Origin of the sequence: Pseudemcibacter sp. (genome assembly GCF_965661635.1) — a bacterium.
Taxonomy (GTDB): Bacteria; Pseudomonadota; Alphaproteobacteria; order Sphingomonadales; family Emcibacteraceae; genus Pseudemcibacter.
Genome location: NZ_CBFIEP010000082.1, coordinates 1 through 19,266 on the forward strand (window position 1 = coordinate 1; position 19,266 = coordinate 19,266).

Annotated in this window: 18 protein-coding genes; 9 read left to right on the forward strand and 9 right to left on the reverse strand. The window is 41.1% G+C overall.

Annotation, left to right across the window (positions count from 1 at the left end):
* Window positions 1-70: 70 nt before the first annotated feature.
* From ACTF6W_RS05880 to ACTF6W_RS05900, 5 genes are all read left to right on the forward strand, one after another.
* Window positions 71-1,087: a TAXI family TRAP transporter solute-binding subunit gene (locus tag ACTF6W_RS05880; RefSeq protein ID WP_438993617.1), complete on the forward strand. Its 1,017-nt coding sequence runs from the start codon at window positions 71-73 to the stop codon at window positions 1,085-1,087.
* Between the two features lie 6 nt (window positions 1,088-1,093).
* A complete protein-coding gene (locus tag ACTF6W_RS05885; RefSeq protein ID WP_438993618.1) occupies window positions 1,094-2,992 on the forward strand; it encodes a TRAP transporter permease in 1,899 nt (632 codons plus the stop codon).
* A gap of 15 nt (window positions 2,993-3,007) precedes the next feature.
* Window positions 3,008-3,472, forward strand: coding sequence for a (2Fe-2S)-binding protein (locus tag ACTF6W_RS05890; RefSeq protein WP_438993619.1), 465 nt, complete (start codon window positions 3,008-3,010; stop codon window positions 3,470-3,472).
* Between the two features lie 2 nt (window positions 3,473-3,474).
* Window positions 3,475-5,712 (forward strand): molybdopterin cofactor-binding domain-containing protein, encoded by a 2,238-nt coding sequence (locus ACTF6W_RS05895; RefSeq protein WP_438993620.1) that lies wholly within the window; start codon window positions 3,475-3,477, stop codon window positions 5,710-5,712.
* A 157-nt stretch (window positions 5,713-5,869) separates the two neighbouring features.
* Window positions 5,870-7,312, forward strand: coding sequence for a dihydrolipoyl dehydrogenase (locus ACTF6W_RS05900; RefSeq protein ID WP_438993621.1), 1,443 nt, complete (start codon window positions 5,870-5,872; stop codon window positions 7,310-7,312).
* Between the two features lies 1 nt (window position 7,313).
* Here ACTF6W_RS05900 and hisI read toward each other — a convergent pair whose 3' ends face one another.
* Window positions 7,314-7,730, reverse strand: coding sequence for a phosphoribosyl-AMP cyclohydrolase (gene hisI, locus ACTF6W_RS05905; protein ID WP_438993622.1), 417 nt, complete (start codon window positions 7,728-7,730; stop codon window positions 7,314-7,316).
* 92 nt (window positions 7,731-7,822) lie between these two features.
* On the opposite strand from hisI, the gene ACTF6W_RS05910 reads away from it, so the two are divergent.
* The 3 genes from ACTF6W_RS05910 to ACTF6W_RS05920 are packed head-to-tail and all read left to right on the forward strand — an operon-like array spanning window position 7,823 to window position 9,835.
* Window positions 7,823-8,284, forward strand: a complete 462-nt coding sequence (locus tag ACTF6W_RS05910; RefSeq protein WP_438993623.1) for a Fur family transcriptional regulator — start codon at window positions 7,823-7,825, stop codon at window positions 8,282-8,284.
* A 5-nt stretch (window positions 8,285-8,289) separates the two neighbouring features.
* Entirely contained in the window at window positions 8,290-9,057 is a 768-nt protein-coding gene (locus ACTF6W_RS05915; RefSeq protein ID WP_438993624.1) for an ATP-binding cassette domain-containing protein, read from the forward strand.
* The gene (locus tag ACTF6W_RS05920; RefSeq protein WP_438993625.1) at window positions 9,050-9,835 is read left to right on the forward strand and encodes an iron chelate uptake ABC transporter family permease subunit; all 786 of its coding nucleotides are present in this window, start codon (window positions 9,050-9,052) and stop codon (window positions 9,833-9,835) included. The genes ACTF6W_RS05915 and ACTF6W_RS05920 overlap by 8 nt, the downstream gene beginning before the upstream one ends.
* Window position 9,836: 1 nt before the next feature.
* Here ACTF6W_RS05920 and metC read toward each other — a convergent pair whose 3' ends face one another.
* Together metC and sseA are read right to left on the reverse strand one after the other, a co-directional pair.
* Window positions 9,837-11,009 carry a cystathionine beta-lyase gene (gene metC / locus ACTF6W_RS05925; RefSeq protein ID WP_438993626.1) on the reverse strand — a complete coding sequence of 391 codons (1,173 nt, stop codon included), beginning with the start codon at window positions 11,007-11,009 and terminating at the stop codon, window positions 9,837-9,839.
* A 16-nt stretch (window positions 11,010-11,025) separates the two neighbouring features.
* Window positions 11,026-11,868 carry a 3-mercaptopyruvate sulfurtransferase gene (sseA, locus tag ACTF6W_RS05930; RefSeq protein WP_438993627.1) on the reverse strand — a complete coding sequence of 281 codons (843 nt, stop codon included), beginning with the start codon at window positions 11,866-11,868 and terminating at the stop codon, window positions 11,026-11,028.
* 155 nt (window positions 11,869-12,023) lie between these two features.
* Here sseA and queF point away from each other — a divergent pair, with 155 nt between their 5' ends.
* Window positions 12,024-12,488: a preQ(1) synthase gene (gene queF, locus ACTF6W_RS05935; RefSeq protein WP_438993628.1), complete on the forward strand. Its 465-nt coding sequence runs from the start codon at window positions 12,024-12,026 to the stop codon at window positions 12,486-12,488.
* Between the two features lie 49 nt (window positions 12,489-12,537).
* Here the strand turns inward: queF and ACTF6W_RS05940 are convergent, their stop codons facing one another.
* From ACTF6W_RS05940 to ACTF6W_RS05965, 6 genes are all read right to left on the reverse strand, one after another.
* On the reverse strand, window positions 12,538-14,112 hold the full coding sequence (locus ACTF6W_RS05940) for a TRAP transporter large permease (RefSeq protein ID WP_438993634.1): 1,575 nt from the start codon (window positions 14,110-14,112) through the stop codon (window positions 12,538-12,540).
* 71 nt (window positions 14,113-14,183) lie between these two features.
* A complete protein-coding gene (locus tag ACTF6W_RS05945) occupies window positions 14,184-14,726 on the reverse strand; it encodes a TRAP transporter small permease subunit (RefSeq protein WP_438993629.1) in 543 nt (180 codons plus the stop codon).
* Window positions 14,727-14,775: 49 nt separating this feature from the next.
* On the reverse strand, window positions 14,776-15,954 hold the full coding sequence (locus tag ACTF6W_RS05950) for a TRAP transporter substrate-binding protein (protein ID WP_438993630.1): 1,179 nt from the start codon (window positions 15,952-15,954) through the stop codon (window positions 14,776-14,778).
* Between the two features lie 102 nt (window positions 15,955-16,056).
* The gene (locus ACTF6W_RS05955; protein WP_438993631.1) at window positions 16,057-16,839 is read right to left on the reverse strand and encodes an arginyltransferase; all 783 of its coding nucleotides are present in this window, start codon (window positions 16,837-16,839) and stop codon (window positions 16,057-16,059) included.
* Window positions 16,840-16,844: 5 nt separating this feature from the next.
* Window positions 16,845-18,701: an SLC13 family permease gene (locus ACTF6W_RS05960; protein ID WP_438993632.1), complete on the reverse strand. Its 1,857-nt coding sequence runs from the start codon at window positions 18,699-18,701 to the stop codon at window positions 16,845-16,847.
* Window positions 18,702-18,776: 75 nt separating this feature from the next.
* Window positions 18,777-19,266 (reverse strand): OmpA family protein (locus tag ACTF6W_RS05965; protein WP_438993633.1); only part of this gene is annotated, 490 nt, incomplete at its 5' end.

The following is a 19,266-nucleotide window of genomic DNA, read 5'->3' on the forward strand; positions in this document are numbered from 1 at the left end:
ATCTTTAAAATAGGTAAGATGAAAATGATATGTTATTACAGTAATGATTTATAGGGAAAACCATCATCCGATGAAAAGCATATTTAAAAATATAGGTGTCATTTTATTAAGCGTGGCGATGATTATGTCGTCGACATTGCCGACATTCGCGCAAAGTAGGCAATTTAGCATCGGAACAGGTTTTGTTGGTAGTTCCATGCATGCCCTTGGCACAGTTATGGCTAAGCATATGCAAAGAAACCTTCGCATGCGTGTAACGGCGCGACCATATGTGGGACCAAGCGCATTTATGCCATTAATTAATGCCGGTGAAGTGACAATGGGATTATCCTCCATGGGTGAATCAAATTCTTCTTATTTGGGGCTTGAAACGGAACCTATGAAAGATATTCGAACCATAGGACGTATTGTTGCTATGCCGTTTGCTTTTGTTGTTCGTAAAGACAGTGGAATTAAAACAATCGCAGACCTTAAAGGAAAAAAAGTAGTGCTTGATTTTGCTGCCGCTGGTGCTTTGACTGAAATGTCACAAACCATGCTTGATGGTGCAGGGTTAAGACGCGAAGATGTTGAAGTGGTCACTGTATCTGGCGTCGGGCAAGGCATTGAAGCGGTCGTCGAAGGAAATGCAGATGCAGCACCCGGAAGTGTGAGTATGGCAGCCGTAAGAAAAGCCAACGCGACAGCGGGAATTACAATTTTAAGTCTTGAAAAAGAGGGGTTTGAAGAAAGATTGAGCCAATCAGCTTATTCAGAAATCAGACCTTTTGTCGTGGGTGCGGATAGTTATCCGGGCGTTGAAACGGAAACAAGAATTTTTGCGCTTGATATTTATATTGTGGTGCCCAAATCATTATCAGATCAAGATGTGGTGAAAATATTGGATGTATTACATGCAAATTGGGATGATATTGGCAAGGATTATAACAATCTAACCAATTTCTCTCCTGCGGATTTAGTGCATGAAACGCAAACTGTGCCTTATCATAAAGCGGCTATTGAATATTTCAAAAGTGGAAAAGGACTAGCGAAATGGGATGAGGCAGCGGAGATGAGAAACCAAAAGTTGTTGGAAGTCTGGAATTAATAAACGGTGAGTGAACAAGAAATAGACAAGGGCGATACCACCATTAAAAAAGCATTTAATGTTTTTATTTTTGGATTGCCGGTTTTATTTGGCGTTTGTTGGATTATGGGCGTACCACTGCAGCTAGGCTTAGCCATTTTAGGCGGAAATTATTTAGCTCTTCTTATTGGGTTTTCTGTTGCAGCAGCTTTTATTTATTGGCCATATAGTGATAATGCCAAAACTATAGATTATATTTTGGCGTTGATCGCGGGTGGTGTTTGGCTTCTTTGTGCTTACCATTATGAAGATTGGCTTCTTAATCAACATGACCGAACATTTTTTAAAATTTCCATGGCTGTTATTTCGATTGGATTGCTCACTGAAGGGGTGCGTAAAACAACCGGAAACGGTATGGCAATAATCATTTTAGCGTCACTGCTATACGGTATATTTGGTCATAAAGCACCTGGTATTTTTGAAGGTGCGCAAAATGATTATGACGCCCTTTTCATGTATCTTTATATTGATAGCAGCGCCGTTCTAGGTTTCATTATAATGGTAGCAGGTACATTGATCTTAGGATTTCTAATCCTTGGACAGGTAATGCAGGCGAGCGGCGCGACTAAATTTTTCTCAGATATTGCCATGGCATCAATCGGTCATAAACGTGGCGGTCCTGCAAAGGTTTCCGTAGTGGGTAGTTCGCTAATGGGAACCGTTAGTGGCGCGACCGTTGCGAATATAATGTCAACGGGCATGATATCAATTCCTTTGATGAAACGTAACGGCTTTAAAGGCGCGATGGCAGCGGGGATTGAGGCCGTGGCTTCAAACGGTAGTCAGCTAGCACCACCCGTCATGGGGGCAACCGCTTTTATCATCGCGGAATATCTGGAAATGCCATATTCAACTATTGTCGCTGCTGCAATATTACCGGCTATTGTTTATTATGTTTTTCTATTTTGTCAGATTGATTTTTATGCCCGTGATAAAGGATTAGAAGGTCTTAAAAAATCGGAACTTCCAAAAATGTTTGATGTGATAAAAGCGGGCTGGCTTTTTATCATTCCGCTGGGTGTGCTAATTTTTTTCTTGTTTGTTCTTGCATTTAATCCTGCAAAATCTGCCCTATATGCGACGCTTTCTCTTTTGTTCCTTGCGCTTTTGAAATTTAAGAAATTACCATCACTTAAGATAATTTATGAATGTATTCTGGGTCTTGGAAAACCATTTGTCATGCTTGTAATGATTTGTGCGGGGGCGGGGATCATCATTGGCGTAATAAATATGAGCGGTCTTGGCTTTAGCCTTGCTCTCGCACTGAGCGATGTTGGGATCGCTTATGGTTTATTTGTAATGCTTTTATTGACGGCGCTAGCGTCCATTGTTCTAGGGATGGGTATGCCGACATCTGCCGTTTATATCATTGTCGCGATGCTTCTTGCGCCGGCTATAACCGATATGGGTGTGCCGGCCATTGCAGCACATTTCTTCGTCTTTTATTTTGGACTTGCATCATTTTTAACGCCGCCGGTTGCGATTGCTTCCTATGCGGCAGCGAGCCTTGCGAAAGCAGATTTACGTGAAACAAGTATGGCTGGTCTTAAACTCGGATTATCTGCATTTATCATTCCCTTTTATTTTATCTATAACCCTGAAATATTGATGGTTGGCGAATGGAATGTCATTTTAAGCAGTTTTACACTGCTGGTGATTGCGGGTGTTTTACTGGCGCGTGCGATTACATTATTTTCAAGTAGTGAAGAAAAATCGACAGCTTATGGTATGATTGATTTGTTAATGTCAATCGTTGCGGGCACAGCAACCATATGGCTTGGCAAAGAAAATATGCTATTATATGCTATCATGATTATTGGGATAGGCATGATTGTTTTTGGAAATCGTTTTTTTAAAATCAAATAAAATATAGGTGAATCAATGGTTAAATTTATGGTCAACGGCAGGGAACACACCTTTGAAGGTGATGAGGATATGCCACTTCTTTGGTATTTGCGTGAAGATGTGAAATTAACAGGGACTAAATTTGGTTGTGGTATTGCGCAGTGCGGTGCTTGTACCGTTCATATGGGCGGTATGGCGCAGCGGTCCTGTTCTGTGCCCATGGCTGCCGTTGATGGTGAAGATATCGTTACCATAGAAGGGTTAGGCGATCAAGATCGCCTGCATGCGGTGCAGCGTGCTTGGGTCGAAGAAGACGTGGCCCAGTGCGGGTTCTGTCAATCTGGACAAATTATGGCGGTGGCATCATTTTTAAAAGATTTCCCGAACCCGACGGATGAAGACATTGATGAAAATCATACCAATCTGTGTCGCTGTGCGAGCTATGCCCGCATGAGAATTGCCATTCATAAGGCCGCAGCCTATTTAAGAGGGGAGGCATAATCATGGGAAATTTTGATAGACGCCAATTTTTAAAAGTAACAGCCGCCGCGGGTGCGCTTGTTATTTCTAGTCCTTCATTTAGTTTTGCACAAAATGGCTCCAAGGATCGCTACCGAAATCTTGACACTAATCTCGGTTTTTATCTGAAAATTGATACGAATAATATGGTGACCATTGGCTATTCAGTGCCCGACGACGGGACTGGTGTTAATACGGCATTACCAATGCTTGTTGCTGAAGAGCTTGATGTTGATTTTGATAATGTCAATGTTGAAAAATTACCACCACTTTATAAAGAAAATGACGGCAGCAACCCGCGTGGTGGTGATGCACCCTATATCAATCAAACCTATAAAGGGCATCCGATCCATCAATCAACTGGCGGTAGCCAATCAATCCGCCGTTCCTATGAAATGCTGCGAATGGCAGGAGCAGAAGCCCGTGAACGTTTGAAACAGGCCGCGGCTGATGATCTTGGTGTGAATATTTCAAGTTTAAACACAGATAATGGATATGTGATCAGCGGCAATCAAAAAATCAGTTATGGTTCGCTCGTGGAAAAAGCCGCGATTGTGACTTTAACCGCTGAACCGAAATTAAAATCACCAGATGAATATAAAGTCATTGGTACGGATCAACCGCAAAAAGTAGCGGGCGATATTGCAATTGGCGCACAAAAATACGTGATGGATATGGAATTACCGGGTATGCTAAATGCGGTGATCGCGCGCTGCCCACACGCTGATGGTCTTGTGAAATCATATGATGATACCGAGGCATTAAAAGTGCCGGGCGTGCGCCATGTTGTGCGCGTGAACCGTATCCCCGAAGATATAAACGAACAGAAATATATCGCTGATGGTGTCGCCGTAATCGCTGACAGTCATTGGGCGGCTCTTAAAGGTCGCGAAGCATTGGAAATCGAATGGGACAAAGGGCGCTGGGCCGATGTGGACAATGCATGGATTGATCGCAATTTTGACAAAGTTATCGTAGAAGGTAAAACCAACGTCAGATTAGAGCATGGTGATTTTGATAAAGCCTTTGCCGAGGCCGATAAAACCCTTGAAGTTGCGTATGATCAACCTTATTGGGCCCATGCGACCATGGAAACACCATGCGGTATCGTTGATGTAAAATCCGATAAAGTCACGGTGATTGCTGGAAATCAAACGGCCGTTAGGGTCATGAATGATTTAATGCGTGTGTTACCGGGTTATACCCATGACCAATTTGATGTGACATTGATGCGCCTTGGTTCCGGTTTTGGCCGTAAATTTATTGTTGATGCCTGCACGGAAGCGGCGGTGCTTTCAAAAGCGGTTGGCAAACCGATTAAAGTAATTTGGACACGCGAAGATGATCTTGAACAAGATTTCTATAATCCAAAAGGTCGTCATATGTTTAAGGGCGGACTTGATAAAAATGGAAAACTAGTTGCGGCAAATTATTTCCATTGTTCAACGGATAATGATTTCGCGACACATGCTTTTCCGGCTCATCATGTCCCCAATTACCGCGGTGAAGTGATTGATAGTAAGGTGCTCCCAAGCGGCCCTTGGCGCGGACCAACGGAAAATGTAGCGGGTTATGCGATGCAAAGCTTTGTTGATGAAATGGCGCATCTAGCGGATAAAGATCCACTTCAGTTCCGTATTGATATGTTTAAGGATGCTGGTGATACACCAGCGCCGGGGTTTAGTAGTGACATTATGGAAGCGGATCGTTTCATTAACGTTCTACAAATTGCGGCGAAAAACCTTGGTTGGGGTAAAGAACTTCCCAAAGGGCATGGTATGGGTATTGCAAGCTTTATGACATTCGGCGGTTATGCGGCCTGCGCAGTCGAAGTTAAAGTGGACAGTGACGGAACGCTAACGATTATAAATGCTAGTGGTGCGGCCGATCCCGGCATTGCCATTAACCCGCAAGGGTGCCGCGCGCAAATTGAAAGCGGAACGCTTGATGGTTTTAGCGCAGCCCTTGGTCAGGCCATTGAACTAGAGGAAGGTCGTGTGATTAATAATAATTTCGATACATACCAAATGGCGCGTATCGGAACGTCCCCTCATATGCTTACATCCGAAGTCGTACGCAATCATATCGATCCAAAAGGATTGGGTGAAATGTCATTGCCGCCCGCCATTCCGGCACTCTGTAATGCGATTTTCGATGCATGTGGAGTGCGGATCAGAAAACTTCCAATTGCGGATCAACTTGAAAAAGCAATGAAAGCATAAATTTTACCTTTATAAAAATTCAATGCCCTTCACTCTATTTTGAGTGAGGGGCATTTTTTTAATCAAGTTTTTGTGAGGTACCTTGAAAAAAATCTTTGAACTTCAATATATGGTTCAATTCATTAGAATAATTATAAATTCTTGAGAGGAAAAAGATATGATCAATAAAGAAGTAGATGTAGCGATTATCGGCTCAGGTACAGCCGGGATGGGCGCTTATAGAACAGCCAGTGAGCATACAGATAATATAATGCTTATTGAAGGTGGCGTATACGGGACAACCTGTGCGCGGGTTGGATGTATGCCAAGTAAATTATTAATTTCAGCCGCGGAAGCAGCGTATCATTCTAGTCACACAGACATTTTTGGTGTCTCGGTTGATAATGTGACGGTTGATAAGAAAGCCGTAATGACAAGATTAAGAAGTGAGCGTGACCGCTTTGTGGGTTTTGTGATTGAATCCGTTGAAGGGTTTGATGAAAAACATCGCGTAAAAGGATATGCAAAATTCATTGATGATAACACATTGCAGATTGATGATCATACCACCGTAAAGGCGAAATCGATAGTCATCGCAACGGGATCAAGTCCGGCTTATCCAGGGTTTTTTAATGGTGCAGAAGATCGTTTAATCACGACAGACCAAGTTTTTGAGTTAGAGCAATTACCAGAATCAATGGTGATTTTCGGTGCCGGCGTTATTGGGCTTGAACTTGGTCAAGCACTCAGCCGATTGGGTGTACGAGTGAAAGTTTTCGGGAAAGATGGTGCAATTGGTATGCTTCAAGATCCGGAAATTCGTGATTATGCTGATAAAACATTCAATGATGAATTTTATTTAAATAGTGATGGCGATGTGAAGAATATTCAAAAAGTCGGCGATACTGTTGAAATCACCTATGTTGATCAAGACGGTAAAGAGCAAAAGGAAAGCTTTGAATATTTACTTGCCGCTACCGGAAGGCGTCCTAATGTTGATAAATTGGGATTAGAAAATACATCATTAAAACGTGATGAACTTGGTGTACCCGAAGCAAATAACTTTACGCTTCAAACAAGCGTTGACCATATTTTTATGGCGGGTGATGCAAATAATGATATTCCATTACTTCACGAAGCTGCTGATGAAGGGCGTATTGCCGGTGAAAATGCCGGGCGTTATCCTAAGATAAAATCAGGGCACCGCAGAACATCACTCGGGATTGCTTTTACTGAGCCACAAATGATGACGGCAGGTTTAAATATTCATCAAGTTAAACAACAATGCCAAGCTTGTTACGCCGTTGGCGAAGTAAGCTTTGAAGGACAAGGCCGAAGCCGCGTGATGAATATCAATAAAGGTATTTTGAAAGTGTATGGTGAACAAGGTACGGGCCGAATTCTTGGTGCAGAAATGTTTGGCCCTCGGGCTGAACATATTGGGCATTTGCTATCATGGGCGATCCAAAAAAACATGACCGTGTCAGAAGCACTTGATATGCCGTTTTATCACCCGGTTATTGAAGAGGGACTGAGAACCGCATTACGTGATTTAAATGCAAAATTATTCTTAGGTCCTGAAATGATTGAACGCTGCATGGACTGTGGTCCTGGTGCATAAATTATTTTTTACCGTAAAGATCGTCCGGGCTTCTAAGGATGTCCGCGACGATCTTTATGCTACCGTCTTTTGAGACTTCTTCATAAAAACAACTGCGTCTTCCGGTGTGGCAGGCAACGCCAACTTGATCAACAAAAAGCAGGAGTGTATCCGCATCACAATCAACACGAAAATTTTTCAATGTTTGAATTTGACCGGAGCTTTCCCCTTTACGCCATAATTTTTGTCGTGATCTAGAATAATAACAGACGCGTCCAGTATTGAGCGTTTCAATAATGGCGTCACGGTTCATCCACGCCATCATCAGTACTTCATGCGAATCGTGACTTTGCGCAATAGCCGGAATGAGGCTATCTTCATTGAATTTTAGCTTGTCTAATAATAGTGTGAAAGAGTTGCTATTCTCGGTGTTTGCCATAATATTTCCTTGATGGCTTGATATTTTATAACATACAGGGCAATATCACATTTATTGTCTCTAGGAAATAGTAATAAAGAGAAGAGAACAGAATGTTGAATAATAAGCACGATCATAGCGTATGTGTTGAAACCGCTTTAGAATCCGCCCAAAAAATTTGTGAAGAAAGAGAAACGCGCTTTACGCCTTTAAGGCGCCGTGTGCTAGAATTGGTATGGAGCAAGCACGAGCCCATTACAGCTTATGAGGTTCTTGATATGCTTAGTGAAGGGAAGAAGCGTGTGGCGCCCCCAACTGTTTATCGTGCTCTTGATTTTTTAATAGAAGAAGGATTTGTACATCGGATCGAATCTTTAAATTCATTTGTAGGGTGTAGTGACCCAGCCCATAAACACCAAGGTCATTTTATGATTTGCACTAAATGCAGTAATGTAACAGAAATGAATGAACAATCACTTCATAACGTAATTGAAAATGCAGCCAAAGAAAATGGGTACAGTTATGAAAACTCAATTCTTGAAATTGCAGGCGTTTGTGAAAATTGCAGAGCGTAGCTGAAATGGACAGTAACGCTGGCCCTCTCATAAAACTTAATAATGTAAGTAAAATCTATCACAAAAGTCCTGTGCTGGAAGACGTGTCTTTTTCTGTGAATCGTGGTGAAACTGTCACGTTGATTGGTCCAAATGGTGCTGGAAAAAGTACTTTAATGAAAATTTCATTAGGTATTCTTGACGCAACTTCTGGTGAAATTGAACGTGAAAATGATATCACCATAGGATATATGCCGCAAAAAGTTATGATTGATGAGGTATTACCTTTAAGTGTAAAAGACTTTCTCTATCTTAGACCAAGAACTTCATATGATGATGTAGCCAAAGCACTTGAAACCGTTAGCTTGTCACGCATGGCAGATCAACCCGTTCAAAGCGCATCTGGTGGTGAAATGCAACGAATTCTGCTCGCTAGAGCGATTTTGGGAGAAGCTGATTTGCTGGTTCTTGATGAACCGGTTCAGGGTATTGATATTATGGGTCAGCAGGAAATATACGGATTAATCGCAAAAATACGTGATAAAACGGGTTGTGGTGTTTTAATGATTTCCCATGATTTGCATTTGGTTATGGCTTCTACTGATCAAGTTTTGTGTCTTAATCGCCATATATGTTGTAGAGGAACCCCTGAATTTGTGAAAGATAACCCAGAATATCATGCCTTAATGGGACGACCGATGGAGGGAATAGCTATATATAATCATCATCATAGTGAAGGCCGTGACCATAAATATCATGGCCACGATCATAGCAAGGATCAGCAAGATGATTGATGATTTTATCTTAAATGCGTTAATCGCGGGTGTTTTGATTGCGCTTATCGCTGGACCACTCGGATGTTTTATGGTTTGGCGTAAAATGGCATATTTTGGTGATACCATTTCGCATTCTGCCCTTATGGGGGTTGCTCTTGGAATTGCGTTCGACAGTCAAAATCCATTGATTATGATTGGAACATGTTCGGCTATTGCGATGTTTCTTTTGTTTTTACAGCGCGATAACCGTTTTTCTTCAGATACAATCCTCGGGATACTAGCGCATAGTGCACTATCAATAGGTATTATCTTAATATCTATGATGGATAACTTTAGAACAGATATGATGTATTATCTGGTTGGTGATATTTTAGGAATTACTGAGGAAAATATATATACCATCGGTGGGGTTGCTGTCCTTTGTGGGGTTTGTCTTTATTTTATTTGGCGTGACTTGTTATCATTAACAGTACATCAGGATTTAGCCCATACTGAAGGGGTAAAAGTACAGCGTGTTAAGATAATGTATATGTTATTAATCGCGTTTCTGGTTGCTGTTGCGCTTAAAGTAATTGGTGTATTATTAATTACGGCCTTGATGATTATTCCAGCCGCCGCCGCAAGATCAATATCAAAAACGCCACTTCAAATGATTGCATTTTCAGCAATCGCAGGTGTAGTTGCAGTCTTTTCTGGTATCATGGCCTCAAGCCAATGGGACGTTCCAACAGGCCCTGCGATCGTTTTATCGGCGACAGTATTATTTTTACTAGGGCGCTTTACTTCGCGCGCATAAATTATAACGCAGCTTTATAATGGTCAAATGCTTGATCAAGATCAGCAATTAAATCATCCGCATCTTCAAGGCCAACATGCAATCGAACTAAAGGGCCATAATCATCCCATAATGGTAATTCACGTTCTCCTTTTAAATTATAAAAACTCATCACTAAACTTTCAAAACCACCCCAACTAAAACCCATTTTAAAGAGGTTTAAATGATCTAGAAATGCAGTAATGGATGCGTCATTGCCTTCTTTTAATGTAAATGAAAAAAGGCCGTTTGAACCATTAAAATCTCGTTTCCAAAATTTATGTCCTGGACAATCATCAAAAGCTGGGTGTAGCACTAAATCAACTTCATTTCTTGAATTAAGCCATTCGGCGATTTTTAAGGCACTTGCTTCATGTTGTTTTAATCTTGTTTTAATTGTGCGAATTCCACGCAGAGCAAGATTTATATCATCTGGTGCAGCCGTATATCCCATGTAGTAACTATTTTCATAAAGCTGATTCCAGTGTTGTTCATTGGTTGTGATTGTTCCTAACATTGCGTCTGAATGTCCAACAATATATTTTGTTGCCGCTTGAATAGAGACATCAATTCCGTATTCAAATGGGGAAAAATTAATCAAATTGCCGTAAGTATTATCAAGCATCAAAACGATATTGTGTTTCTTTGCAATCTTTGCAATTGCAGGAATATCTTGCACTTCCATTGTTACGGAACCCGGACTTTCAGTAAATATAACTTTGGTATTTTTTTGGATTAACTCTGATATTTCCTCACCAATTAAGGGATCATAAAAAGTTGTTTCTATCCCCATTCTTTTTAAAACCGTCTTACATAAGGCCCGAGTTGGCCCATAGGTCGTATCGACCATAAGAAGGTGATCTCCGCTGCTTAGAAAAGACATAAGCGCGGCGTTAATTGCGGCAAGTCCACATGGATATAATAAACAGTCATGGCCGCCTTCTAGTTCTGCCATCGCTTCACGAAAAGCAAAATGAGTAGGGGTGCCACGACGGCCATAATACATGATCTTATTTTTTAAATTTTTAAGTGCAAACTTTAAGTCAGCTACAGTGTCATGGATAATGGTAGATGTGTGATAAACAGGTGGGTTTACTGCTTTTCCTGTCCATTCTTTTTTACGGCCCGCATGAGCAATTTTTGTATCTTTTTTCATTATGACGTTTAATCTTTTATTTTATGACCGAAGTGTCGGGGTGCGACCCCCATTCTGTCCATGAACCATCATAAAGCGACTTATTATTCTGGCCAACAAGATCAAGTGCAAATAATAAAACACAGGCGGTCATGCCGCTACCGCAACTGGTTACTACTGGTTTTTCAAGATCGACGCCGCTATTTAAAAATATTTCTTTAAGTTCTTCAGGTGATTTGAACATTTTATCATCATTTAATAATACATTAAAAGGGACATTAAAACTTTCAGGAATACGGCCAGACTTTAATCCTGCTCTTGGTTCGGGTTCCGTTCCTAAAAATCGGCCATTTGATCTCGCGTCAATCACTTGCTCGGCTTTAGTGGTAATATTTTCAATTAACTGTTCTAAGGTTCTTGTAGCATTATCATCTTTTGATGCGATGTAGTGGCTCTTGTTAAAAACAGGAATGTCGTCAGTTACGGGGTGACCTTCTGCGGCCCATTTTGCATAACCGCCATTCAGTATGGAAACTTTTTCATGACCAAAGCTTTTAAACATATACCACCCTCGTGATGCTGATAAACCTGCACTATGGTCGTAAATGACAATGTGATCGGAATTTGAAATTCCAAATGATCGCAAACGACTTGCCATTTTTTCTTCGCTTGGCATCATATGGGGAAGTGGGTTTTCCGTATCAGCTATTTCATCGACATCAAAGAATAATGCTCCTGGAATATGGCTCGCATCATATTCTGCTTTTGCATCTCTTCCCGCATTTGGCATATGCCATGAACTGTCGAATATGCGAATATTAGGATCACCAAGGTTTTCAGCGAGCCAGTTGATTGATACGAGTGAAGGTGTTTTGGACATATTCGTTTCCTTAAATTTAAGAATTGAACGAAGATAGTTTCAATATCCCTTAAGGTCAATAAACGCTTCATACAAAATAGTGTTTTCTAGTTCATTGATGACTTTTATATATAATTGGATTATAGAGAATGAAATTTAAGATGTTAGGATAGCAAATGGCAAAAGAAATTTATGAGGGTTTATCCCAACTTGGCGGTGAAACAGTTCAAGCGAGCAGTCCCGAAGAAGCGGTTCTTGAAACAGTACCAAACCCACGACCAAATTCTGATTATTTTGTGCGTTTTACATGTCCTGAATTTACATCTCTATGCCCAGTAACAGGACAGCCAGATTTTGCTCATATTGTCATCGATTATGTGCCTGGTGATGCTCTCGTTGAAAGTAAGTCGCTGAAGCTTTATATGCATAGCTTTAGAAATCATGCAGGTTTTCATGAAGATTGCACCGTAGGAATAGGTGAAAGGCTTGTTGAAGAACTTAATCCAAAATGGTTACGCATTGGTGGATATTGGTATCCGCGTGGTGGTATTCCGATTGATGTGTTTTATCAAACAGGGGAGCCCCCAAAAAATATTTGGATCCCCGATCAAGGCGTGCCGACATATCGTGGTCGTGGATAATGTATGGAAATAAAAAAGGAGGCGAGAGCCTCCTTTTTTGATGATATTGTTATAAACCCTTTCCGAAGATTATACTTGGGAGCCAAGTTACCAACCCTTCGAAATTATAAAGGATAACGAGTGCCAATACCTGTATCAGGATGAACGGCATCACACCTTTATATATATCAGTTGTTTTAACCGTTTCTTCTGGTGCAACACCACGAAGATAGAATAACGCATAACCAAATGGTGGTGTCAGGAATGAAGTTTGTAAATTCATTGCCATCATAATTCCAAGCCAAATTGGGTTAATATCCATTAGGAAGAGAACCGGCGCCACAATTGGAACAACAACAAAGACGATTTGAATAAAATCTAGGAAGAAACCAAGCGCAAACATCACTAGCATCACAAGGACAAATGCACCCAATCGACCACCAGGTAGGTTGGTTAGGAATTCAGTGATATAATAATCACCATTAAATCCTAAGAAAATGAGTGTGAAGAGTGCGGCACCAACCATGATTATGAAGATCATAGAACTTGTTTTTGCTGTCATTTGTACAACTTCGTGAATAACGCGGTTGCGATAAACACGCATTAAGCTGTCAGCCAGTCCCCACAACATAGCAAGTATAGTTGGAATTGATATTGCAAAAGCAATGTAATCCATAATGGCAATATCTTCGCGTCCCATACGTAAGTCAAAAAGACCACCTAGTAATAGCAGTAAGAAAATTGCACCACCGGCAACGATAACAGGTAAAGGTCTGTCTTTATCATTTTTATACCCTGCCATCAGGATAGCACCAACGGCACCAAGAGCTGCCGCTTCAGTCGGTGTCGCGATACCGCCGAGGATTGAACCAAGCACGGCCACCACCAAAATGATTGGGGGCAAGAAGGCCGCAAGAACGGGTTTTAAATCAATTTTTTCTTCTTTATCTTTTACCGGAGGACAAGAATTTGGTGAAACTATCGCAACAATAACTTGATAAAGAATATAAAGCATCACGAGGCCAAGGCCCGGAATAAGAGCGCCAGCAAACAAATCACCTACAGAAAGTGGAGTTGGTGAGAAATTGCCTTGCGCTAATTGTGATGCTTGCCATGCGGAAGATAATTGATCACCAAGAAGAACAAGCACGATTGATGGCGGAATAATTTGTCCCAGCGTACCCGCCGCGGCAATACCGCCAGTAGCGACCGCAGGACTATATCCTTTATTAAGCATAGTCGGCAGAGCCATAAGACCCATAATCACTACTGTCGCACCAACGATGCCTGTAGAAGCAGCAAGTAGGGCACCAACGATCGTCACAGATATTCCAAGACCACCTTTAATGCCGCCCATGAGTTGCCCCATACTTTCAAGCAAGTCTTCCGCGATCCGCGATCGTTCAAGCATTACACCCATAAAGACAAAGAGTGGTACGGCCATCATTACGACATTGGTCATGGTACCGTATATCCGCTGGGGTACACCGCCAATAATCGACATATCAAATATACCGGTTGCAAAACCAATGCCCGCGAAAATGACTGATATACCGGGGAGTGTAAAGGCAACAGGATAACCAATTAGTAGGGATGCGCATGCCAGAACAAACATGACAGAACATAATAGCAAGTCTAAAGGCATACCAAAAAATTCGCTTAACCAAATGCCGAAAACAACAAAATCAATTTGAAATAATAATAAATCTAAAATCATTATACGCCCTCCACAATGTCTTCTTCGACAAGGTGCTCGTATCCTTTAAGCAATAGAAGAGAGTGTAATGATATGGAAACCCCTTGAAGGAATGTACTGACTACAAACAGAAGGATCATTGATTTAAGTATATACACAATATGAAGGCCACTCGTTTCAATGGACCCTTCCATGATTTGCCAAGATTGCGATACAAATGGCAAAGCATAGATGCCAATGATAATAAGAACTGGAAATAAAATGATAATAGTACCAAGAAGATTAACCCAAGCTTTCTTCTTTTCATCCATTTTGCTGTAAACAATGTCAACACGTACGTGGCCATTGTGAAGTAAAGTATATCCTGCCGCCCCTAAAAATAATAGTGAATGCATATAGGTAAGACCTTCCTGCACAGCAATACTACCTTCACTATAAAGATAGTTGATCATAACGATCCCAAACTGTACGAGTACCAACCCTAGCGCAGACCATGCGGTGATTTTTCCAATCACTTCATTGAGGCCGTCTATTGAGCGGGCAAATTTTGCAATTCCGTCCATGGATTTTGCTCCCGTTTTTAATCCCTAATTATTGTTTATAGTAAGGCTATTAAAGAGCCTGACCAAATTTATCCGATAGACGACGTGCAGCAAAATATGGCTCGTCAGCAACACCATTCCATTCTTTCACTTCTGAAAGTGTGGTCATGTAACTGTTATAGATACGCGTAGAAATGTCATCCGTTCTACCCATGTCCGCTGCGATATCTGCGGCTACATCCGCAAGTGCTTTCATAACTTCTTGTGGGAATTGGCGCAATTTTACACCGTGATCATTCACAAGCTGTCTTAACGCATTCGCGTTTCGAGCGTTAAATTCTGCAAGTGATCGCGCATAATGCATTTCCGCGAGTGCTTCGATTATCTTACGTTCTGATGGATCAAGATCATTCCACACATCAAGGTTCCAGCCTGCACAAACAGAAGCGCTAGGCTCATGATAAGCGGACGTATAATAATATTCTGCAACCTGATGGAAGCCAAGAGCCAAATCATTCCAGGGCCCGATCCATTCAGTAGCGTCAATGTTTCCTTGTGAAAGAGATAAGAAAATCTCACCACCTGGAAGCGTTACAGGTGTACCGCCCATTCGAGTGATAATTTCACCGCCGAAACCTGGGATACGCATCTTAAGGCCTTGGAAATCTTCAACGGAATTGATTTCTTTATTAAACCAACCACCCATCTGCATTCCTGTTGCGTTACACAGCATCGGTTTCACATTAAAATCAGCCGCTAGCTCGTCCCATAGTGCTTGCCCCCCACCATATTGAAGCCACTGCGTCATTTCAGTAGCAGAAAGACCAAAAGGAACGGCACCAAAGAAGTTAAACATAATATGTTTACCTTGCCAGTAATAATCTGGTCCATGGTAAATATCCGCATTCCCTTGAGATACGGCGTCAAATGCTTGAAGCGCAGGTACCATTTCATCTGCAGCATAAACACGAATTCGAATTCGACCATTAGTTGCGATTTCAATATCTCTTGCAAATTCTTCTGCGCGAGTGCCTAGTCCAGGGAAGTTTTTAGGCCAAGTCGTCACCATTTTAAGATCAATTGACGCTCTGCTGTTTGCATTACCGCCAGTGTTTTCAGATGCCCCCGCATTTTTATAAGTTCCTGAATTAGGGTCTACTGAGCTTGGACTACATGATGCTACTGCACCAGCTGCAATCGTGCCGGCACCAAGCGCAGCGGATTTTTTTAGAAATGAACGACGTTCCATTAGTATGCCTTAATTTTGTTAAGAAATTTTTAGTTATAATATACGGTTAACTTATAACCATACATATTGTCAAATTCAATGGTTACTGTGCTTTTCAGCATTTTATTTTATTAATCGCCAACCCTCTGAAGTAAGCATTTCGAAAGGTTTAAATTTCATTTTGTAACTCATTTTCTGACTATTTTTGACGAAATACCCTAAATAAATATAATTCAGTCCTCTGGTTTTCGCTATTTGTATGTGGTTAAGCACCATAAATACACCAAAGCTTCTTTTTTGAAACTCTGAGCTAATATCAAAGAAACTATAAACCATCGAAAGCGAGTCTTCGAGTTTATCCGTTAATGCGGCGCCAACCAATTTTCCATCATCAGATCTGTATTCAATGATCGAAGTGCTAATAGGACTGCTCTCAACCATATCTTGGTATTCTTCAAACGTAATGCCAGCCATTCCACCATTTTCATGGCGATCAGAAATATATTTTTTTAAAAGACTATATTGTTCATGCGTGGCAATATTCGGTTTAATTTCGAAGGTAATATCCTTGTTTTTATTCGTAACCCTTTTTTGGCTTTTGCTTTTTTCAAATATTACGACAGGAATTCTTACTGATTTACATTCATGACATTCCTGACAAGCTGGACGATAGGCAATGTCTTGACTTCTCCTAAATCCTACTAATGCTAGAGAATGATGAAGGTTTTCAGCTTTTTCACGTTCTGTTTCTGGACCGTTATGGGCTAAAATCGCGTCTTGATCATACGCAAGGGGAGCAGGCACCAACTCAGTAAAAATTTTTCTTTCAATTTCACCATCAAGATAGGGACAAGGTGAGGGGGCCGTTACATAGAATTTTGGAAAGTGCGAAGATTGATCTGTCATAATCCCTAAATACCATAATACCAAGGGGCGAATAAAGTATAACTTGCCCACAGAATTAAGATTAAAGGCACACCGACCTTTAAGAAATCAGCAAATTTATAATTGCCTGGTGCCAATACAAGTAAGTTGGTTTGATATCCCATTGGAGTTGCAAATGAACAATTTGCCGCAAAAATGACGGCAGTAACAAATATAAAGGGATCAACTCCCAGCTCTCTCGCTACATTAACGGCGATGGGTGTAAAGAGCACGGCCGTCGCATTATTACTTAAAATATTGGTTAAGAAGGCAATCAGTAAAAAGAAGGAGGATAAAATTACCGTTGTACTAGCACCATCAAGAAGATTAATCATAATCATCGCTATATAAGAGGCACCACCTGTCGCTTGTAATGAAGATCCCATCGCAAGTGCCGCACCAATAAGAAGAAATATATTACGGTCAATAGCATGGGCGGCTTTTCTGACGTTTAAACAACCGGATACAATCATGGAGAAAGCACCTAATGTTGCAGCGATAGCGATTGGAACAATGCCACCAGATGCGAGTACAACCACACCTAAGAAAATGCCAAGTGCTTTCCACATATCGGCTTTAATTGGAATTTCTTTTTCCGACCATTCAAGCAACATCACATCATCATTTAGTCTTAAAGAGTGGATCTGACTTTGTGTGCCCAGTACGAGCAAAGTATCATTTGCGACCAATCTTATGTCATTAATCGAGGTTCTATTCATACGGCTTCGTCTTTGTACACCTAGAATTTTACTACCGCCTTGTAAGACGAACCCTGCTTGATCTAGTGTTCTGCCATCAAGGCGTGATTTTGGTGCAACGATAACTTCAACAAGTTTTTGTCCGCGGGAAAGGGTGATATCTCTATCAGCGTCATCATCTAAATCTACAACAGAAAGATTTTTCACATCTGCTAGTAACATTGGATCTTTAGCTATTTTTTCGGTGAGTTCTTTCCTTGTTGTTGCAATAATAATTTGGTCGCCTTTTTCGAGCGTAATATCATCAAAAGGCGGAAGGAAGTTTTGCGTTCCGCGTTTTACCATCTGAACCGTAAGGCCTGATAGAATAGGAAACATACCTGCTACGGCTTTCTTGCCTATTAAAGAATTTCCGTATGTCAGATCAATCTGCGCGATAAATTGCTTGCCGGTAATCTGCATTTCTTGGTTTGATGACGCGCGATCGTTTGGCAGAATGCGTGGAGCAATGATTAAAACATAGAAAAAACCAATTGTCGCAAGAAAAAGGCCAGGAATAGCAAAATCAAAAAATCCTATCGCGTCACCGCCGATCGCCTGATAGGAACCAGAAACAAGCAAGTTCGTACTTGAGCCGATAAGTGTTGTCATGCCCCCTAAAATAGCAACGAAGCTGAGAGGCATTAAATATAGCGATGGCGATTTTCCAAGATTTTCGACCAAGGTAATCATGATAGGGATAAAAATAACTACAACTGGCGTATTATTTAGAAAAGCACTAATAATCATCACGGTAATTAGCGATAAAACTAAAATAGCTATGGGGTAATTATTTCCTAAACGAACCAGTACTTTAACCGGACTATCTAGTGCTCCTGTCTCAACCATACCATGGCCAACAACTAAAAGTGCTAGAATGGATATGAGCGCAGGATCGGCAAAACCAGACAATAACATTTTTGTAGTGAGAATTATTTCACCATCAAGGTTAACAACCGGCATAAAATGAAACAGGATAAGTACTGATGAAATAATTCCGAGAGACGTAATTTCCATCGGGAATTTATCAAGTATATAGGATATTATCCCTACCGAAATAATCGCAAAAGTTAACCACATTTGTAATGTTGGTTCTAAAACGTCCATATGTCCTCATCCTATATTTTAAAAATATAGTAACAGGAGTTTTTTTAAAAAAACAAGGTTGTTTTTCTGCTTAGTTTAGAAATTACTCGGTAAAATTGGTGCTTCACGAATAACGAGTATTGTTATTCTAAGGTTTTCCGGTCTATCTGGACGGTCCGGTAAAAGCGGTTCAGTTGAAGCTTTGCCGGTGATTTCTGCGAATCGGTCTGCAGATACACCTGCGCTACTCATCACACGTCTTGATGTATGTGCGCGATCAGAACTTAATTCCCAGTTGGAATAAGTCGAGCCAGCACGAAAAGGTTTGGAATCAGTGTGCCCGCTAATGGCTATTCTATTTGGCAGATTGTTAACTTTGCTCGCAATATGGCGAACCATACGTTCCGCATATGAATATAATTCTGCTGTATCATCCCGGAACATGGCACGGTTATTTTGGTCTACCAATTGAATGCGCATGCCGTCTTCTGTTACATCAATAATAACTTGATCTTCTAGCTCTGAAAATTCGGCGCTATCTTGAATGCTTAAAGAAAGCTCAGTTGCCATATCTTCAAATGCTTCT